This window comes from Brevibacillus sp. JNUCC-41 (genome assembly GCF_014844095.1).
Taxonomy (GTDB): Bacteria; Bacillota; Bacilli; order Bacillales; family DSM-1321; genus Peribacillus; species Peribacillus aracenensis.
Genome location: NZ_CP062163.1, coordinates 1,756,914 through 1,775,338, shown reverse-complemented (window position 1 = coordinate 1,775,338; position 18,425 = coordinate 1,756,914). Strand labels below are relative to the sequence as shown.

Here is an 18,425-nt window from a genome sequence, read left to right as displayed (position 1 = left end):
AAATAAATACATACAACACGATTTAATCTGAATTCTTAGACATGGAGGGGAATGAGCGGGATGACAAAAGCAAATGAAAACGGAAGAATCGATGAGCAAAGTAAGCAGAGACAGCTGGATCAATATCGAGTGGACGATAATGGGAAAAAGATGACGACTAACCAAGGTTTGCGTATTTCCGAGGATGAGCATTCTTTAAAGGTGGGCACACGTGGTCCAACTTTGATGGAGGACTTTCATTTCCGGGAAAAAATGACTCATTTTGACCATGAGCGTATTCCTGAGCGGATTGTCCATGCCCGTGGATCTGGTGCTCATGGATATTTTCAGGTATATGAACCGATGGGAGAATATACAAAGGCCAAGTTTCTTCAAGACCCTTCAGTCAAGACACCGGTATTCGTTCGTTACTCCACGGTGGCAGGTTCCCGCGGATCGGCAGACTCGGTTCGTGATGTAAGGGGATTTTCGACAAAGTTTTATACGGAGGAAGGAAACTATGATTTGGTCGGAAATAATATTCCGGTATTTTTTATCCAGGATGCCATTAAGTTCCCGGATTTAATTCATGCGGTTAAACCGGAGCCTCATAACGAAATACCTCAGGCTGCGTCTGCCCATGATACTTTTTGGGACTTCGTCGCCAACAATGAAGAAACGGCTCATATGGTCATGTGGCATCTTTCTGATAGGGCCATACCGAGAAGTTTCCGGATGATGGAAGGGTTTGGTGTCCACACATTCCGTTTTGTAAATGAACAAGGCGTGGCCCATTTCGTTAAATTCCATTGGAAGCCTGTACTGGGAGTTAAATCCCTTGTCTGGGATGAGGCACAGAAAATTGCAGGGAAGAATCCTGACTTTCACCGCCAAGATCTTTGGGAAGCGATAGATACCGGAAATTATCCTGAATTTGAATTTGGCGTGCAAATGATTAAGGAGGAAGATGAATTCAAATTCGACTTTGATATCCTTGATCCTACTAAACTATGGCCTGAAGAACAGGTCCCGGTGAAAATAATCGGAAAAATGGTATTGAATCAAAATACGGATAACTTTTTTGCAGAGACGGAACAGATAGCATTCCATCCGGGGCATGTCGTACCGGGCATTGATTTTTCAAATGATCCGCTGCTCCAGGGACGTTTATTCTCATACACCGATACCCAGCTATCCCGATTGGGAGGACCTAATTTCCATGAGCTTCCGATTAATAGGACGGTTGCCCCCGTTCATAATAATCAGCGCGATGGCATGCACCGAATGTCAATAAATCCAGGACAGGTCAGCTACCACAAAAATTCCCTTGCAGGCAACTCCCCCGAACCTGCTTCGGAAGGGGAGGGCGGCTATGCACATTACCAGGAAAAAGTCGATGGCAGGAAGGTCCGACAACGCAGTGAAAGCTTCAAGGATCATTACAGCCAGGCTAAATTATTTTGGAATAGCATGACGGAAGTGGAGAAGGAGCATATTATTCAGGCTTTCCACTTTGAAGTGGGAAAAGTGAAAAGTAAGGACGTTCAGCAGCAAATCGTCGAGATGTTCAGCAATGTAGATGTCGAGCTAGCTAAAACGATCGCCATTGGAGTGGGCGTGAATCCTCCAGCCAATAAAAGCGAGGTCAAAATGGATTTGGCTTCTCCGGCTTTAAGCCAGGAGCAAATGAAAGTGAACACGGCCGCAACAAGGAAAGTGGCAATCTTGGCTGCAGATGGTTTCAACGGGTCAGAGGTTAATCAAGTCTTGGAATCATTTAAATCGGCAGGGATAACGGCTGAAATCATCAGTCTTAATCGTGGAGTGATTACAAGTTCTGAAGGACAGCAGGCCGAGGTGAATCAGACATTCCTGACAGCCGATTCGGTACTTTTCGATGCTGTATATGTGGCAGGAGGCCAGGAGAGTGTCGATGCTTTAAAGGCATCCAAGGAACCAATTTACTTTGTTGATGAAGCCTATAATCATTTCAAAGCGATTGGTGCAGGAAAAGAAGGTGCCGAGATCTTATCGAAGGCAGGCATCGTTTCCAATGATCCAGCTTCAGGCATTGTAGCCGTTACGGATAAGAATAGTGGTACTGCCTTTATCGAGGCAATTGCCAAGCACCGTCACTGGAATCGCGCTTAATATTGGATGAAAAACCCCCAGAATTGGAGTCGGGGGTTTTTCAATAAAGGCATTTCTATCAAGCTACTTTGCTTTTTCTTCAAAAAGCGATGCAATGCCGACGATCACCTTGGTGGCCAGGATCATATTATCGACCGAAATAAATTCATATTTACCATGAAAGTTCTCCCCGCCCGTGAAGATGTTGGGGGTTGGCAGGCCCATATACGATAATTGAGAACCGTCCGTACCACCGCGTATTGGCGAAATTTTCGGTTTTATATCGAGTTTCTCCATTGCTTCGTGGGCAATATCCACGATTTCCTTCACGGGCTCGATTTTCTCCTTCATGTTGAAGTATTGGTCGTGTAATTCAAGCTGAATACGGTTTTGCCCATATTTTTCTTTTAAATCTTCGATTACTTTTGTTATATATTCCTTGCGTTCAATGAATTTTTGGCGGTCGAAATCCCTGATGATATAAGAAAGCTTGGTCTCTTCCACATCACCGTGAAAAGAAATCAGATGATAAAATCCTTCGTAACCTTCCGTATATTCCGGTGCTTCTGCCACTGGGAGTTCATTATGGAATTCCATGGCGATTTTAGCGGAGTTGACCATTTTTCCTTTAGCCGTACCAGGGTGTATATTCGTCCCTTTGATCAGGATTTTGGCTGACGCTGCATTGAAGCTCTCATATTCAAGTTCTCCAAGTGGTCCACCATCCACGGTGTAGGCAAATTGGGCATCAAAAGCATCTACGTCAAACTTATGGGGCCCCCTGCCGATTTCCTCATCGGGAGTAAAAGCAACCCGGATTTTTCCATGCTTGATTTCCGGATGCTGGATCAAATAATCCATGGCAGTCATGATTTCAGCAATTCCAGCCTTATTATCGGCACCCAACAGGGTTGTCCCATCCGTTGTAATCAAGGTATGCCCTATATAGTTCTTAAGCGAAGGAAAATCATCAGGTGAAAGAATGACATCCAATTTTTCATGTAAAGTAAGATCGTTGCCATCATAGTTGTCAACGACTTGCGGTTTTACATCTTTTCCAGTGAAATCCGTTGCTGTATCGACATGGGCCAAGAAACCGATTGTCGGGACATCCTTATTTGAATTGGCTGGCAATGTTGCCATGACATATCCGTTCTGGTCAATTGTCACTTCCTTCATCCCAATGGATTGAAGTTCCTTGACCAATGCATTTGCCAAGGTCAACTGTCCGGGTGTAGAGGGGCATGATGGATTTTCCTCATTCGATTGGGTATCCACTTTCACATAAGAAGTGAATCTTTCAATGATTTCATTTTTCACTTTTCCTTCAACTCCTTTTTCCCTTATCTTACCATGATTGAACGGAATGGAAAAATTATCTTTCCCTATGTTAGACATACAGACTTATTTTCCAAATCTTTAACGGTGGTGTCCTCAGCAAAGAACAGCATATCCGAAATGACATGCCGTTCTTTGCTTTCCTTTTTAAAGTGGATTATTCAAGGCCCATACCGAAACGCTTTTCCCATGAACGGGGAAGGTCGCGAAACCATCTTCTTCAATGGTGATGTGGTCATCTCTATGACAAGTTAAATCACTCCAGATTTCACCAGCACGATGTTCACCGACGAACATCCTTTTTTCACTGTTGTGATCTCCATTCGAGATTATGACGGCGCACCCCGAGCCTTCTAGCTCTTCAACTCCGTGCCGGACCCAGCCTATCGTATTTGGGTCATCAAAGTAGTCCGTCTGTTCTCCATAAGCTTTTTCATATCTAGCATATAAGAGGCGATCTAGAATGTCCTTTTTTCCAGGCACCGGAGAAGGCCCGCCAATTCCATAATAGTCTCCGTAAAAGACACATGGATAACCGCAAAGTCTAAGCAAGGTAAGTGCATATGCCGATGGTTTGAACCAGTCCTTTACCCAAGATTCCAGTGATTCATGAGGCTGGGAGTCATGGTTGTCGACAAAAGTGACGGCCTGTGCCGGATTGGTTTGGACGAGGGTATCATCAAAGATGGTTGAGAGGTCGAAGTCAGTTCCTGCGTTTGAGGCCTCATGAAATTTATAATGCAGGGAAACATCGAACAAGTTGAGGTCATGCTTGGTTTGCTCTAAGTATGTTTGACAAGCTTTAACATCCGCCTTCCAAAATTCGCCGACCATGAAGAAGTGTTCCTTTGTATAAGGGATGAGCTCTTGGAGAAATTCATTGATGAATTCATAATCGATATGTTTAACGGCGTCCAAACGAAAACCATCACACTTTAACGTATCAACCATCCATTTTCCCCAGCTAATCATTTCCTGACGAACTTCCGGCAGGCTGTAATCAATGTTGGCAAACATTAAATAATCATAGTTTCCGAATTCATCGATGACATGCTGATTCCAGTGCTTGTTTTCGCCTGTGATTCGATATACACCCATTTTGTCGTTTTCGGCATCATAGTCTGTACCATTAAAATGAGTATGGTTCCACTTAAAATCAGAGTATTTATTTTTACGGCCTGGAAAATCGAATTTTGTCCAGCCTTCCATTTCAAATGGTTCTGAGATATCTTCCATACGGTTTTCTGGATTGACTTCAATCACTTCAAATTTTTCGGTTCCATCGGCTCCTGCTTTATGGTTCATGACTAAATCGATATAAACGCAAAGCCCGTAGTTATGACAGGTGGCTATTGCTTGCAGCAATTCATCTTTGGTCCCGTATTTGGTACGAACTGTACCTTTTTGGTCAAATTCCCCCAAATCGTATCCGTCGTATATTCCATATCCATTATCCCCAACGGATTGCCCTTTCGTAACTGGCGGAAGCCAAACGCAGTCAATTCCTATATCTTTCAACTTGGAGGCTGCAAATTTCAATCTCTCCCAATGTGAACCATCTGCTTCAAGATGCCACTCAAAAAATTGCATCATCGTATGATTTCTTTTCATCCGTTTCCCCCCTGACACCGACCCGTTTTTAACAAAAGTGAAACTGTACGATCGGAAAAAGTAATAATGGAAATCTTTACCCCCTAAATTCAATTGATAAACAAGTGAATAACCCTCTTGATTGAGGTTCATTTACCTCTCTATTTTACTATTTTATACCAAATAAGGGTATTTTATATTGGTTAGCAGCTAAAAATTAATAAAAAGTGGAGGAGTAACCCGGAAGAGGACATACGCCAATTCAATAAAAAAGGTATTCTGAATATTTTGGGATACCTCAGACTATAGATAATTCGAAGAAAAGCAGTTTGCCTACCGTTTTCTTTAAAGGTTGTTTTCGCATACATTGTTGCTATTTACCAAGTAAAGCGGTGTGGTTGATTTCCCCTCCAGATGCTCGCTTTCCGCCGGGCGGTGAGCCTCCTCGGCGGAAACGCCCTGAACTTATCCCTGTGATAAAATCCCTCTGTTTTTTGCCTCAAGGTTTTATTATCAAGGTTATCGAAATAAACACTATGAATTAAATATTTCCCATATTAGCCATGAAGTTTTGCAGATTTTTTCTTAATAAATGACAATCCGCTTTGGTGATTGCATGTTTGAGTTCCCGCCTTCCTTTTAAACCGTTCATTGTCGTTCCTCCTTTTCCTTGATCTTTGACTGCGTTCAGCTTTATAAACAGACTCTTAATAAAACCTTAAGAACATTTTTTATATTCAATAGTTAAATAGAGAATTGGTCCCAGTTTTAACCTTTTCTTAATTTTATTGGGATTTAATGACAGAAAAATGAGTGGATTTACTCATTGAGAATAATTATCATTATCAGTAAAATGAATTCCATGATAATGATAATTATTCTCAATTAATTCAATATATGGAGGTACACTATGGTAACTAACACGCTTACAAAAAATGATCAATTACTGGAACAACAAAATACAAGGGAATCAAATGCCCGATCATATCCTAGAAGATTACCCATGGCAATCGATCAAGCGGAGGGGATTTACTTAACAGACATGGATGGAAAGCGATATATTGATTTTCTTGCGGGGGCTGGAACATTAGCGCTGGGACACAATCATCCGGCAGTGCTGGAGGCAATGGAAAAAATTCTTAAGGACAAGCGCCCTTTGCATACTTTGGACTTTACGACGCCGATCAAAGAGCAGTTCGTCGATGAAATTTTTGAATGCCTGCCTGAGGAATTCAGGAAAAATGCAAAAATTCAATTCTGTGGTCCTACTGGCGGAGACGCCATTGAGGCAGCACTTAAACTGGTAAAAACAGCGACAGGCAATAGAAGCATATTATCCTTCCAAGGGGCTTACCACGGGGCAACGCATGCAACCATGTCAATCAGCGGCAATGCAAAGCCAAAGGAAAAAATACAAGGGTTAATCCCAGATGTACAATTCCTGCCGTATCCTTATCAATATCGCTGTCCCTTTGGAATAGGCGGAGAAGAAAGCCATAAAATCAGCAGCCAGTATATCGAAAATCTATTGAACGATCCTGAGTCCGGATTATTGCCGCCTGCAGGAATGATTTTAGAGGCAGTACAAGGCGAGGGAGGCTCCATTCCAGCTCCAATTCCATGGCTTAAGGAAATCAGGAGAATAACAAAAGAAAAGGGCATTCCCCTAATTATCGACGAAGTTCAATCAGGTATCGGCCGTACAGGGAAAATGTTTGCCTTTGAACATGCAGGAATCATTCCGGATGTTCTTGTACTATCCAAAGCAATAGGCGGAAGTCTTCCATTATCGGTGGTGATTTATAACAAAGAGCTTGACCTATGGTCACCAGGTGCACATATCGGTACGTTCCGCGGAAATCAAATGGCAATGGCAGCAGGAACAGCTACTTTAAAATACATGAAAGAGACGAATCTTGTGGAGCATGCCGCTAAAATGGGAGAAATCTTAAAGGATATTCTTAAAGATTTGCAAAAAGATATTAAGCAGATCGGCGATGTCAGGGGCCGGGGATTAATGGTCGGTGTGGAAATGATCAATCCTGAAGAACCGCAAAATGCGAATGGAAGCCATCCTGCTGATTCGCTACTTGCCAGTGCCATTCAACAGGAGTGTTTTCAAAGAGGGTTGATACTGGAAGTTGGCGGCAGACATGGAAGTGTAGTGAGGTTCTTGCCTCCATTGATCGTAACGGAATCCCAGCTTCGCGAAGCCACTGCAATTTTTGAACAAGCTGTTCGTGTAGCTGTTGCAAGAGGGTGAATGATCAATGATCGAAATGATAAATAAAACGGATTTTGCTTATTCTCGATTGTTCTTGAATAACGAAGAAGGTTTCAATAACTATAGCCAGTCATTAAAAATCATTGAAAAAAAGCTGACGGACTTTTTAAAAGGGAACAATTTACCATACTCTGGGAAAAAACCGTACGAAATCGAGGCAAGATTAAACGAGCTGTCCCTTGCTTCTCTAAAAGGGAAGACAATGGAAGCAGTAGCGGATGAGTTGGCAGAGTTTGTTATTAACGACAGCATCAATGTACACAGCCCCACTTGTATCGGACATTTGCATTGCCCGACATTAATACCTGCCGTGGCTGCCGAAATGATTATAGGTACGTTGAATCAATCCATGGATTCATGGGACCAAAGCTCGGCGGCCACCTTCGTTGAAGAGCGTTTAATAGATTGGCTGTGCAGCCAGGTGGGGTTACCTGAACAAGCGGATGGGATTTTCACAAGCGGTGGAACCCAATCTAATTATATGGGACTGCTATTGGCGAGGGACGCTTATTGTAAGCGTTTCTGGGGTGTGGATGTTCAGCAGCAAGGTTTGCCAGTCGAGGCGAAAAAATTGCGGATCTTATGTTCCGAGGCTGCACACTTTACGGTCCGTAAATCAGCGGCACAGCTGGGGCTTGGTGAACAGGCTGTAGTCACGATTAAAACGGATTCAAATCACCGTCTGTCCATAGATGAATTAAATCATCAAATGTCGATTTTAGAGGAACAGGGCTTACTGCCATTTGCCATCGTTGCAACTTGTGGAACAACGGATTTCGGTTCAATCGATCCATTACACGAATTGTCCGAAGCGGCAAGGAAGAATGGGATATGGCTGCATGTGGACGCCGCATATGGAGGCGCAATGATTTTAAGTAAGGATTACAAAGAGTTAATCAGCGGAATGGAACGGGCCGACTCGATTACGGTTGATTTTCACAAATTATTCTATCAACCCATCAGTTGTGGTGCTTTTCTTGTCTCTGACAGCAACTCATTTCAATATATCCAGCATCACGCCGATTACTTGAATCCTCAGGAAGATGAAGCCGAGGGCATGGTTCACTTAGTCAATAAATCGGTTCAAACGACGAGAAGGTTCGACGCACTGAAACTCTGGATGTCATTGAAGGTCGTTGGACTGGATACCTTTGCCGAAATGATCGACTATACTTGTCATCTTGCACGTGAAGTGGCAGCAAAGATCGATAAGCAGGAAGGGTTCACAGTATTAAATAAAGAACCTGAATTGAATGCGGTTGTATTCCGTTATAATCCCGAGGGAGAAAGTGATCAGTTAGTAAATCTATTAAATAAACAGATTCAGCAAGAATTACTGAAAAGCGGACGGGCATTTTTAGCAAAAACGCGTTTTGACGGACAGGTATATTTAAAAATGACACTATTGAATCCAATGACAAGCCTTGAACACATAGAGGGAATTTTAGACGAAATCCGAGTATTAGGTGAAATGTTCAAGATAATGGAGGAATGAAGATGAATGGTAAGCAAATAGCTGAAAGGGCGACAATGCAAAGCTTTCTGAATTGTTATTTCCGGGAAACCGGAAATTTCAGTTTAGAAGAAACGAAAAACTGGCCGAATTTGGATGGGGCGACCCCGGATTCATTAGTAGTCAGTAAGCTCATGTCCCAAGATATTGCATTGCTTGTTCCGCTTAAATATTGGTCGGAAACAGGGCGTCATATTTTCAACTTCCCGATTTACTATCAGACGGCATCCAAGCAAGTACATGAATTAGATTACGTGACAATGGTCTCGATCGTTTCTAAAGAATTATTGAATGAGCAGGGCCGGAGCGATAGTGAAGATGAATTGATGCTGCGTGTCATCCTAAGCAGCCAAAATATTCAACGGTATGTTGAAGCAAGGACGGAAGACATTGATGCACTTCAAAGTCCTGATTTCACCTACATCGAAGCAGAGCAGTCACTTTTATTCGGGCACCTGTTCCACCCGACGCCGAAAAGCAAGCAGGGCATTTCAGAAAAGGAAGAATGGATCTATTCACCCGAATTAAAAGGGGAGTTTCAGCTGCACTACTTCCTGGCAGAACCTTCGATTGTCATCCAGGATTCCAGTGAAGTCCGATCGGCAAGTGAGATCATTAAACAGGAATTAGCCGGTGACTTGGAGATTTCCAGTGAATTCAGAGGCACGTATTGCAAAAAGGAAAGCAAATTCATCATCATCCCGGCACATCCGCTCCAGGCAAAAGTGCTTATCGAAAAAGAAGAGGTCAAGAGGCTGATCGAGCAAGGGACACTAGTTTATGCAGGACCGCTTGGGAAAAAATTCACGGCCACCTCTTCCTTTAGAACGGTATATAATGCCACATCGAGATATATGTACAAATTTTCCGTTCCGGTTAAAATCACTAATTCCTTACGTTCAAATCTGCAAAAAGAATTGGATCGCGGTGTGGAAATTGCTAAATTAATAGATTCTAAAGTGGGCGACGATCTAAAAGAACGGCATCCCTCCTTCCGTATCATCAAGGACCCGGCTTACCTAACGATCAAAACAACCGAGCAAGAATCGGGATTCGATGTCGATATCCGGGAAAACCCTTTTTATGAAAACGATAAACAAGCAAGCCTGCTTGCCGGCTTATGTCAGGATAATGCCTATGGTGCACCATCAAGGCTTGGAGCGATCATCCGCAAATTATCAGCCGAAGAAAACCGCAGTACCGAAGAAGTAAGTAAGGATTGGTTCAAAACCTATCTGTCAATGACATTAAAACCGATGCTTTGGCTTTTTGAAGAGTATGGGATTGTTTTGGAAGCCCATCAACAAAACTCCATCATTCAACTTCAAGATGGTTATCCAGCCACTTTTTACTATCGGGATAATCAAGGGTATTACTATTGTGAGTCCAAAGTGGACAGGCTGCTGAAGATCTTGCCTGAACTAAGTGAAAAAAGCTTCACGATTTGTTCTGATGAAGTCGCTGAAGAAAGACTGCAATACTATTTCTTTTTTAATCACTTATTAGGCTTAATCAATAATTTTGGTACGGAAGGATTAGTATCAGAGAACAAACTGTTACAGCTCGTTCAGGAACAACTGGAAACATGCAGCAGGGAAAGCGAAGATGAAGGGATGAAACGAGTTGTTTCAAAGTTGCTTCATGCCCGTGAATCATCGTGTAAGGCTAATTTACTGACACGATTCCATGATATGGATGAGCTTGTTGGTTCATTAGAGACACAATCCGTTTATACAACGATTGATAATCCGTTCGCGCAGGGGGTTATGGCCGTCTATGAAAAATAGTTATGAAGAAATGCTGAAGGACCGCAATCAACAGCTTTCATTTGTCAAAGTTGAATTTGAGAGGGATTTGGATACATTGCATAAATGGATGCATGAAGGTCATGTGATACCCTACTGGAATTTGAATTTCACAAAAGAAAAATTCGCCGTTCATTTAAAAAAAGCATTGGCTGATACACATCAAACACTCCATTTAGGCTGTCTGGACTCCATTCCCATGAGCTATTGGGAATCGTATTGGGTAAAAGGCGATATCATCGAAGATTATTATGAATCCGAAGAGGGAGATCAAGGCATACATTTACTCATAGGTGATCCGGAATATCTAGGAAAAGGACTGGCTTTACCATTTTTACGTGCAATGGTGAAATACCAATTGCTTTCTTCGAATACAAAAAAAGTGATGGCTGAACCGGATATTCGAAATGCAAAGATGATTTACTTATTTGAAAAGTGCGGGTTTACCCCAATTAAAGAAATTGAGCTCCCTGATAAAACAGCATTACTTATGTCATGTACACGGGAGAACTTCGAGAGGAAGTGGAAGTATGGAGAAGCAACAATCTATTTATGACCTGGTAGGGATAGGGATAGGCCCCTTTAACCTTGGACTTGCGGCCCTTTTGGAGAAAACCCCGGAGCTGAATGCCGTCTTTTTTGAGAAAAAGCGGGAATTTAATTGGCATGAAGGGATGCTGTTGGAAGGGACAACTTTACAAGTACCTTTCTTTGCCGATCTAGTTAGCATGGCAGATGTGACAAGCCCATATAGTTACCTGAATTATTTACAGCGGCATGATCGGCTTTATCATTTCTACTTTCTTGAAAAATTCTTGATTCCACGAAAAGAATATAACGACTATTGCCGCTGGACTGCCCATCAACTTGATAGCTGCCGTTTTGGAAAAGCGGTGGAGGCGGTTGAATATATAGGGGATCAAGGTGAACCCTGCTATCAAATCAGTGTAAGGGATGCACAAACACAAAAGATCGAAGTCTATTATAGCCGCCATGTAGTCATGGGAATTGGCAGCGCCCCGATTGTTCCATCGGCCTTTCATCCATATATGGGAGAGAGCATCCTGCATTCGGCCGATTATTTACGGAATAAAGCAAATATCTTAAAGAAAAAATCCATAACGGTTGTCGGGTCTGGACAGAGTGCAGCAGAGGTCTTTCTGGATCTGCTAAATGAGCAGGAGGAAAATGGCTACCAGCTAAACTGGTATACAAGATCCAAGGGGTTTTTCCCTATGGAATATTCTAAACTCGGTTTGGAATACTTCACTCCGGATTACCTTGATTTCTTTTATCGGCTGCCACAGGAAAAGAAGGATGAAATCCTGCCGAAACAGGATTTATTGTATAAAGGGATCAGTGCTACGACAATTGCAGCAATTTTTGACAAAATGTATGAAAAATCGATTGGAAATGCCGAACTTTCCATTGAACTTCGGGCCATGACGGAAGTTGCGGCCGTTACCCCCGCCGAAGATGGCTGGAGTTTGAAATGCCGACAGTGGGTAGAAGATAGAGAATTTGATGTGGACACAGAGGCAATCGTTTTAGGAACGGGCTATAAATCAACCCTCCCAGCATTCCTTGAAACCATGGAGGACCATTTAGTCCGCGATGATTTAGGGCGTCTTGCAATAACGAAAGACTATCGTGTAGGAACGGACATCCCTACACTGAATCACCTTTTCATTCAAAATGGCGAGATACATACACATGGGGTGGGTGCTCCGGATCTAGGCTTGGGAGCATTCCGAAATTCGATTATCATCAATCAATTGGCAGGTAAAGAAGTTTATCCATCCGAGCCAAAGGGTGCATTTCAGTCATTCCGTGTAAAAACACCTGTCATGGCTTACTAAGAGAAGGGAAGGGGAGAATTATATGCAGTTCATAAATGAGGTGGAACAGGCGGTTTCAGAAAACAATTGGTCGATAGTAAACCAAAACCTGCTGGCCAAGATGATTTCTGAGTATATGTATGAAGATATGATCCATCCAGCTATTCTGAACGAAAATGCAACGGGAAACCTATATGAGTTAAAAATAAATGAGGGGAAATCTTATCAATTTTTGGCATCGCCCCGTCTTTTTGACAGCTATGAAGTACAGGCCGAGTCGATCCAGGTATGTGAAAAGGAAGGCTTTACACAGGCCAATGATGCCATTCAATTCATTTTAGACATCCAGCCATTAATTGGGATGACTGCAGAAACTACAGGACATTTAATCAAGGAATTCCATCATACGCTGCTTGCGGATCTCCAATTGCTATCCAAACCTGAACAAGATGCAGATGATTTAGTCGAACTGGATTATGCATTACTTGAAGGAGAAATGAGCGGTCACCCTTGGATTGCTTATAATAAGGGAAGAATCGGTTTCGGTTATGATGATTATTTGAAGTTCGCTCCAGAAAACCAGAAGGAAGTTCAGCTATCTTGGATTGCCGTCCATAAAACGAGGGGTGAGTTCAATTCAGTCGAAACGTTATCCTATAAGCAATTGATGGAGAATGAACTGGATGGGGAAACCCAAAAATCATTTGCAAAGATATTGACGGAAAAAGGGCTGAACGCAGAAAACTATTACTACCTCCCAGTCCACGAATGGCAGTGGAAGAATGTAATCATCCAGAACTTTACCGATGACTTGGCCAAAGGGCTGATAGTAGCTTTGGGAAATGGTCCTGATAAGTATCTGCCGCAACAATCCATCCGTACATTCGTTAATGTATCGAATAAGGATAAACACCACGTCAAACTGCCGATGAGCATTTTAAATACGCTGGTCTACCGTGGATTGCCAGCTGAACGCACGGTCATTGCCCCAAAAATCACAACGTATATAAAGAACATTTATGAAAATGATTCATTCTTGAAAGAACAATGCAAAGTAGTGCTTCCTGGTGAAGTGGCCAGTTTAAATGTTGATCACCCGTATTATTCCAAACTAGAGAATGTACCCTATCAATATTTAGAGATGCTGGGTGGAATTTGGAGAGAAAGTATATACACTTATATGGAAGATGGCGAAAAGCCCATTACGCTTGCGTCCCTTTTACATGTGGACAGCAAAGGGAAACCATATGTAGAAAGCCTTATTGAAAAATCGGGATTGACTGCAGAAGCCTGGACAGCTCAATTATTCGACGTCATCCTATCACCATTACTACATTTTATCTATCAATATGGATTGGTCTTCTCGCCGCATGGTCAAAATACCATTTTAGTTTTGAAGGATTACAAGCCTCACCGTTTGGCCATCAAGGATTTTGTGGATGATGTGAACGTCAGTGATCGGCCGCTTCCTGAATTAAGCAAGCTTCCTGATGATTTAAGGAAAGTACTAAGAAGTGAGACTCCCGAGGGGCTGGTTCAATTCATTTTCACGGGACTATTCATCTGTCATTTCCGTTACTTGTCAACACTCCTGATGAAGAGGTCCCTTTTGGATGAGAATGCTTTTTGGGAAGGCGTAGCTCAAACAATCCTTACGCATCAGAAAAAATTCCCTATGTTACAGGATCGTTTCGATACTTTCAATTTCTTTGCGCCAAAATTAACGAAACTCTGCCTGAATAGAAATCGGATGCTTCAATATGGATATAGCGATGGTGAAGACCGTCCGCATGCATCTGAATTCGGGCATGTGAATAATGCCCTTTATGAAAAGTTACCTGCAAAAACGCTATAAAGTTAAACTGGCTCAGACTTTTTGGGCCAGTTTTCTTTTGGCTTTTACAAATTGACTGTTGATTTCCGCTCCAGGCACTCGATTTCCATGGCGGAGCCCGCGGTGTCTCCCCAGACGCGCTTTTCCCGCAGGAGTCTCGTACACCTGTTCCAATCAACTTTGTTATAAAGTTTATAAAGCGGTAATGGTTAATAAAATATACGCATAAATAAGATTATGTTATCCTATTTGGTTCGAATTACCTAAAAATTATCTTCGGAATAGGGCTTGCCGTTCATATAATTTGGTGATAAGCTATGTGTAAACGGTTACACAAAATTATTGAGGGTGATATATTGGCAACTATTCGGGATGTGGCAAAGGAAGCTGGGGTTTCTGTGGCAACGGTTTCCAGAGTTATGAATGGCAGTGGTTATGCACATGAGGACACAAAAAAGGTGGTCATGGCAGCTGTTGAAAAATTAAATTATAAACCGAATGAAGTGGCAAGATCCCTTTACAAACGTAAATCCAAATTGGTTGGTTTGATTTTGCCGGACATTACGAATCCCTTCTTCCCAGAAATGGCAAGAGGTGTCGAGGATTATCTGCAGCAATTTGGATATCGGTTAATTTTTGGAAATAGTGATGAAAAGAGAGATAAAGAAATAGAATATATTGACACTTTTCTGCAAAATAATGTAGTGGGCATGATTGCTTCCACTAGTGAAGAAGCCAATGAAAATTTCGATAATCTGGATATTCCAGTAGTCCTTCTCGACCGTACGGGAGAGAAATTACCAGCTGTTTATTCCGATCAAAAAACAGGCGGTAAACTGGCAGCACGCGTATTGCTGGATAGAGGCAGTACGAATATCGTCCTCATTAGGGGGCCAGTAGAAATAAAGCCTGTATATGAACGGTACATGGCAGCACTGGAGGAATTAAAACAAGCAAAAGTGAACGTGCAAGTCATGGATTCATCCCTAACACTTCAGGGCGGCCAAACTTGCGTGAAGCAGCTGTTCGAGAAATATCCGGAAACGGATGGAATCATTGCTTGTAATGATATTGTTGCCGCTGCCGCACTTCAAGAGATTTTAAAACGGGGAATACGAATACCGGAAGACATACAATTGATCGGCTATGATGATATCTCCTTCACGGCGTTATTGCACCCACCGTTATCGACAATTCGGCAGCCAGCCTATGAGATGGGGGCACAAGCGGCAGAAATGCTAATTAAAAAGATCGATCAAGAAAAAATGGAAGTAACACATAAAAAGCTCCCTGTTTCTTTTGTGGAGAGACAAACAACGAGAAGGAAGGCGGAGAAGACATGATTAGAATTGCAGTAGTGGGAAGTTCTTCAATGGATTTAGTGGTGACATCGACTAAGAGGCCAATGGCCGGGGAAACGGTTTTAGGAGAGTCATTTATCACGGTCCCTGGAGGAAAGGGAGCCAATCAGGCTGTTGCAGCGGCACGTCTTGGTGCAGAAGTGTCAATGGTTGGATGTGTAGGGGATGATGTCTATGGAGAGATCATCTTAGAAAACCTGAAAAAAAATCATGTAAATACGGAGTATGTGGAACCGGTTACAGGTTCCGCTTCCGGGACAGCACACATTACCCTTTCGGAAGGTGATAACAGCATTATTGTTGTTAAAGGTGCGAATGATTTCATTACTCCCGAATATGTACAAAAGGCGAAAAAGGTGATAGAGGAATCGGATATCGTGATGGTTCAGCAGGAAATACCAGAGGAAACCGTGGAATATCTGGCTGAAATGTGCAACAGGCTTCAAAAGAGATTACTATTGAACCCAGCTCCCGCCCGCAAGCTAAGCGAGGCTGTCATTCAGCAGGCGTCATTCCTTACTCCGAATGAACATGAATTCGAGATTCTATTCAATGGGAGAGATAGAACGAAAGTCTTGACTGAGTATCCAAATAAATTATTCATTACCGAAGGAAAAAATGGCGTCCGTTATTTTGACGGACATGAAGAAAAGGTTGTTCCAAGCTTTGAAGTCGAAGCGGTGGATACAACAGGCGCAGGGGATACATTCAATGCTGCCTTTGCCGTGGCGGTTGCAGAAGGAAAAAGTTTTGACGAATGTTTGTCATTTGCGAACCGGGCGGCCTCCATTTCCGTGACGAAGTTAGGCGCTCAAGGTGGCATGCCGCAAAGATTAGAGGTCGAGAGGGGCTTTGAAGCATGAAACGACAAGGAATCATCAACAGTTCAATAGCCAAGGTCCTGGTTGACCTTGGTCATACCGATTATATTGTCGTAGGTGATGCCGGGCTGCCGGTACCTCCGGGAGTTTGCAAGATAGACTTAGCATTGACGCCTGGAACACCATCATTTCAAGATGTCGTCCGGGCGGTTCACGAAGATATGGTTGTTGAAAAAGTTATCGCTGCCACAGAAGTGAAGGTTAAAAACCCGGAACAGCATCAATACATGGAGCAGCAATTCGGAGCAGCGATTGAATATGTTTCCCATGAGGATTTTAAAAGGCTGACAAGTAACGCGAAAGCAATAATCCGGACCGGGGAGACGACGCCATATTCAAATTGCATATTGCAGTCTGGAGTATTCTTTTAAAGAAATGAGATGATGAGCATGCAAATCGAAATGCACAATATTTATAAAGCATTTGGTCAAAACAAGGTATTGGAAGGTGTTCATTTTTCTTTAGAGGCTGGGGAAGTACATGCACTAATGGGGGAAAATGGAGCGGGGAAATCAACCTTGATGAACATTTTGACCGGGCTGCACAAACAAGATCAAGGAACGATTGAGATTAACGGTAAAGAAACCTCATTCAAGGATTCAAAGGAAGCGGAAGAGGCGGGAATGGCCTTTATCCGTCAGGAATTGAATATTTGGCCGGAAATGACTGTGCTTGAGAATCTCTTTATCGGCAGGGAAATGGTGAATGCCTTCGGTGTCCTGAAGACGAAGCAAATGAAAGCGCGTGCAAACGAGATTTTTAAAACACTTAATATTTCCCTTCCTTTTGATAAGGAAGCCGGACTTTGTTCTGTCGGGGAACAGCAAATGATTGAAATTGCCAAGGCGCTCATGACGGATGCAGAAGTCATCATCATGGACGAGCCCACAGCCGCTTTAACTGATAGAGAAATAGAGAAGCTCTTTGAAGTGATGAAGGGACTTACCAAAAAGGGAGTATCGCTTGTTTATATTTCTCACCGAATGGAAGAAATATTCGCCATTTGTGACAGGATCACCGTAATGCGTGACGGTAAAACAGTCGATACGAAAAGAATTGCAGATACGAATTTCGATGAAGTCGTTCAGAAAATGGTCGGGCGGGAGCTGGAGGATCGGTTTCCTCATCGTGAAGCGAATGCTGGAGACATAGTCCTTGATGTAAAAGGTTTAACTAAAAAGGGGCTTTTTGAAGATATCCATTTCTCGGTTCGGCAAGGTGAGATTGTCGGTGTAGCCGGATTAATGGGAGCAGGCAGAACAGAAATAATGCGCGCCCTATTTGGTGTCGATCAAATAGACAGTGGTGAAATTACCATTGAAGGCAAAAAAGTTTCCATACGAAAACCAACTGATGCAGTTCGGCACGGCCTGGCTTTCATTACGGAAAATCGTAAAGAAGAGGGGTTGATCCTGGACTTTTCTGTAAGGGAAAATATCGGCTTGCCGAATCTCAAGAGTTTTGCTCCTGGCGGAATCGTAAAAACGGAAGATGAGATGAACTTTGCCGAAATGATGATTAAGCGACTTCATGTGAAGACATCTTCTGCCGAAACGGTCATCGGCAATCTATCCGGAGGAAATCAACAGAAGGTGGTAATAGCCAAGTGGATCGGCACTTCCCCTAAAGTTTTAATCATGGATGAACCGACCCGGGGCATAGATGTTGGTGCGAAACGTGAAATTTATGAATTGATGAATGAATTGACGGAGCGGGGCATAGCCATCATCATGGTTTCGTCAGAACTTCCCGAAATCATTGGAATGAGTGATAGAATCCTTGTGGTTCACGAAGGTGAAATTGCTGGGGAATTGTTAAAGCAGGAAGCGACACAAGAAAAAATTATGGCTCTGGCGACAGGAGGGAACTAGG

At 42.8% G+C, this 18,425-nt stretch carries 13 protein-coding genes; 11 read left to right on the top strand and 2 right to left on the bottom strand.

Features of this window, described 5'->3' with window-relative positions; all coding sequences use genetic code 11:
* Positions 1–60 precede the first annotated feature (60 nt).
* Entirely contained in the window at positions 61–2,130 is a 2,070-nt protein-coding gene (locus JNUCC41_RS08760) for a catalase (protein ID WP_192207352.1), read from the top strand.
* Between the two features lie 63 nt (positions 2,131–2,193).
* Here JNUCC41_RS08760 and pepT read toward each other — a convergent pair whose 3' ends face one another.
* Together pepT and JNUCC41_RS08750 are read right to left on the bottom strand one after the other, a co-directional pair.
* Positions 2,194–3,429, bottom strand: coding sequence for a peptidase T (gene pepT / locus JNUCC41_RS08755; protein WP_192208107.1), 1,236 nt, complete (start codon positions 3,427–3,429; stop codon positions 2,194–2,196).
* A gap of 165 nt (positions 3,430–3,594) precedes the next feature.
* Complete coding sequence (locus tag JNUCC41_RS08750) at positions 3,595–5,058, bottom strand: alpha-amylase (protein WP_192207351.1); 1,464 nt, start codon at positions 5,056–5,058, stop codon at positions 3,595–3,597.
* Positions 5,059–5,947: 889 nt separating this feature from the next.
* On the opposite strand from JNUCC41_RS08750, the gene JNUCC41_RS08745 reads away from it, so the two are divergent.
* The 10 genes from JNUCC41_RS08745 (at position 5,948) to JNUCC41_RS08700 (ending at position 18,424) form a co-directional block, all read left to right on the top strand.
* A complete protein-coding gene (locus JNUCC41_RS08745) occupies positions 5,948–7,300 on the top strand; it encodes an aspartate aminotransferase family protein (RefSeq protein ID WP_192207350.1) in 1,353 nt (450 codons plus the stop codon).
* A 7-nt stretch (positions 7,301–7,307) separates the two neighbouring features.
* Positions 7,308–8,816: a pyridoxal phosphate-dependent decarboxylase family protein gene (locus tag JNUCC41_RS08740; RefSeq protein WP_228467584.1), complete on the top strand. Its 1,509-nt coding sequence runs from the start codon at positions 7,308–7,310 to the stop codon at positions 8,814–8,816.
* A 2-nt stretch (positions 8,817–8,818) separates the two neighbouring features.
* Positions 8,819–10,621: an IucA/IucC family protein gene (locus JNUCC41_RS08735; RefSeq protein ID WP_192207349.1), complete on the top strand. Its 1,803-nt coding sequence runs from the start codon at positions 8,819–8,821 to the stop codon at positions 10,619–10,621.
* The gene (locus JNUCC41_RS08730) at positions 10,611–11,195 is read left to right on the top strand and encodes a GNAT family N-acetyltransferase (RefSeq protein ID WP_228467583.1); all 585 of its coding nucleotides are present in this window, start codon (positions 10,611–10,613) and stop codon (positions 11,193–11,195) included. The genes JNUCC41_RS08735 and JNUCC41_RS08730 overlap by 11 nt, the downstream gene beginning before the upstream one ends.
* Entirely contained in the window at positions 11,170–12,498 is a 1,329-nt protein-coding gene (locus tag JNUCC41_RS08725; protein WP_192207348.1) for a lysine N(6)-hydroxylase/L-ornithine N(5)-oxygenase family protein, read from the top strand. The genes JNUCC41_RS08730 and JNUCC41_RS08725 overlap by 26 nt, the downstream gene beginning before the upstream one ends.
* A 22-nt stretch (positions 12,499–12,520) precedes the next feature.
* Entirely contained in the window at positions 12,521–14,332 is a 1,812-nt protein-coding gene (locus JNUCC41_RS08720) for an IucA/IucC family protein (protein WP_192207347.1), read from the top strand.
* Between the two features lie 335 nt (positions 14,333–14,667).
* The gene (locus JNUCC41_RS08715; RefSeq protein WP_192207346.1) at positions 14,668–15,654 is read left to right on the top strand and encodes a LacI family DNA-binding transcriptional regulator; all 987 of its coding nucleotides are present in this window, start codon (positions 14,668–14,670) and stop codon (positions 15,652–15,654) included.
* Positions 15,651–16,535 (top strand): ribokinase, encoded by an 885-nt coding sequence (gene rbsK, locus JNUCC41_RS08710; protein ID WP_192207345.1) that lies wholly within the window; start codon positions 15,651–15,653, stop codon positions 16,533–16,535. Before JNUCC41_RS08715 ends, rbsK begins: the two co-directional genes overlap by 4 nt.
* A complete protein-coding gene (rbsD, locus tag JNUCC41_RS08705; protein ID WP_034316088.1) occupies positions 16,532–16,924 on the top strand; it encodes a D-ribose pyranase in 393 nt (130 codons plus the stop codon). The genes rbsK and rbsD overlap by 4 nt, the downstream gene beginning before the upstream one ends.
* Positions 16,925–16,942: 18 nt before the next feature.
* Positions 16,943–18,424: a sugar ABC transporter ATP-binding protein gene (locus JNUCC41_RS08700; RefSeq protein ID WP_192207344.1), complete on the top strand. Its 1,482-nt coding sequence runs from the start codon at positions 16,943–16,945 to the stop codon at positions 18,422–18,424.
* Position 18,425: the final 1 nt, after the last annotated feature.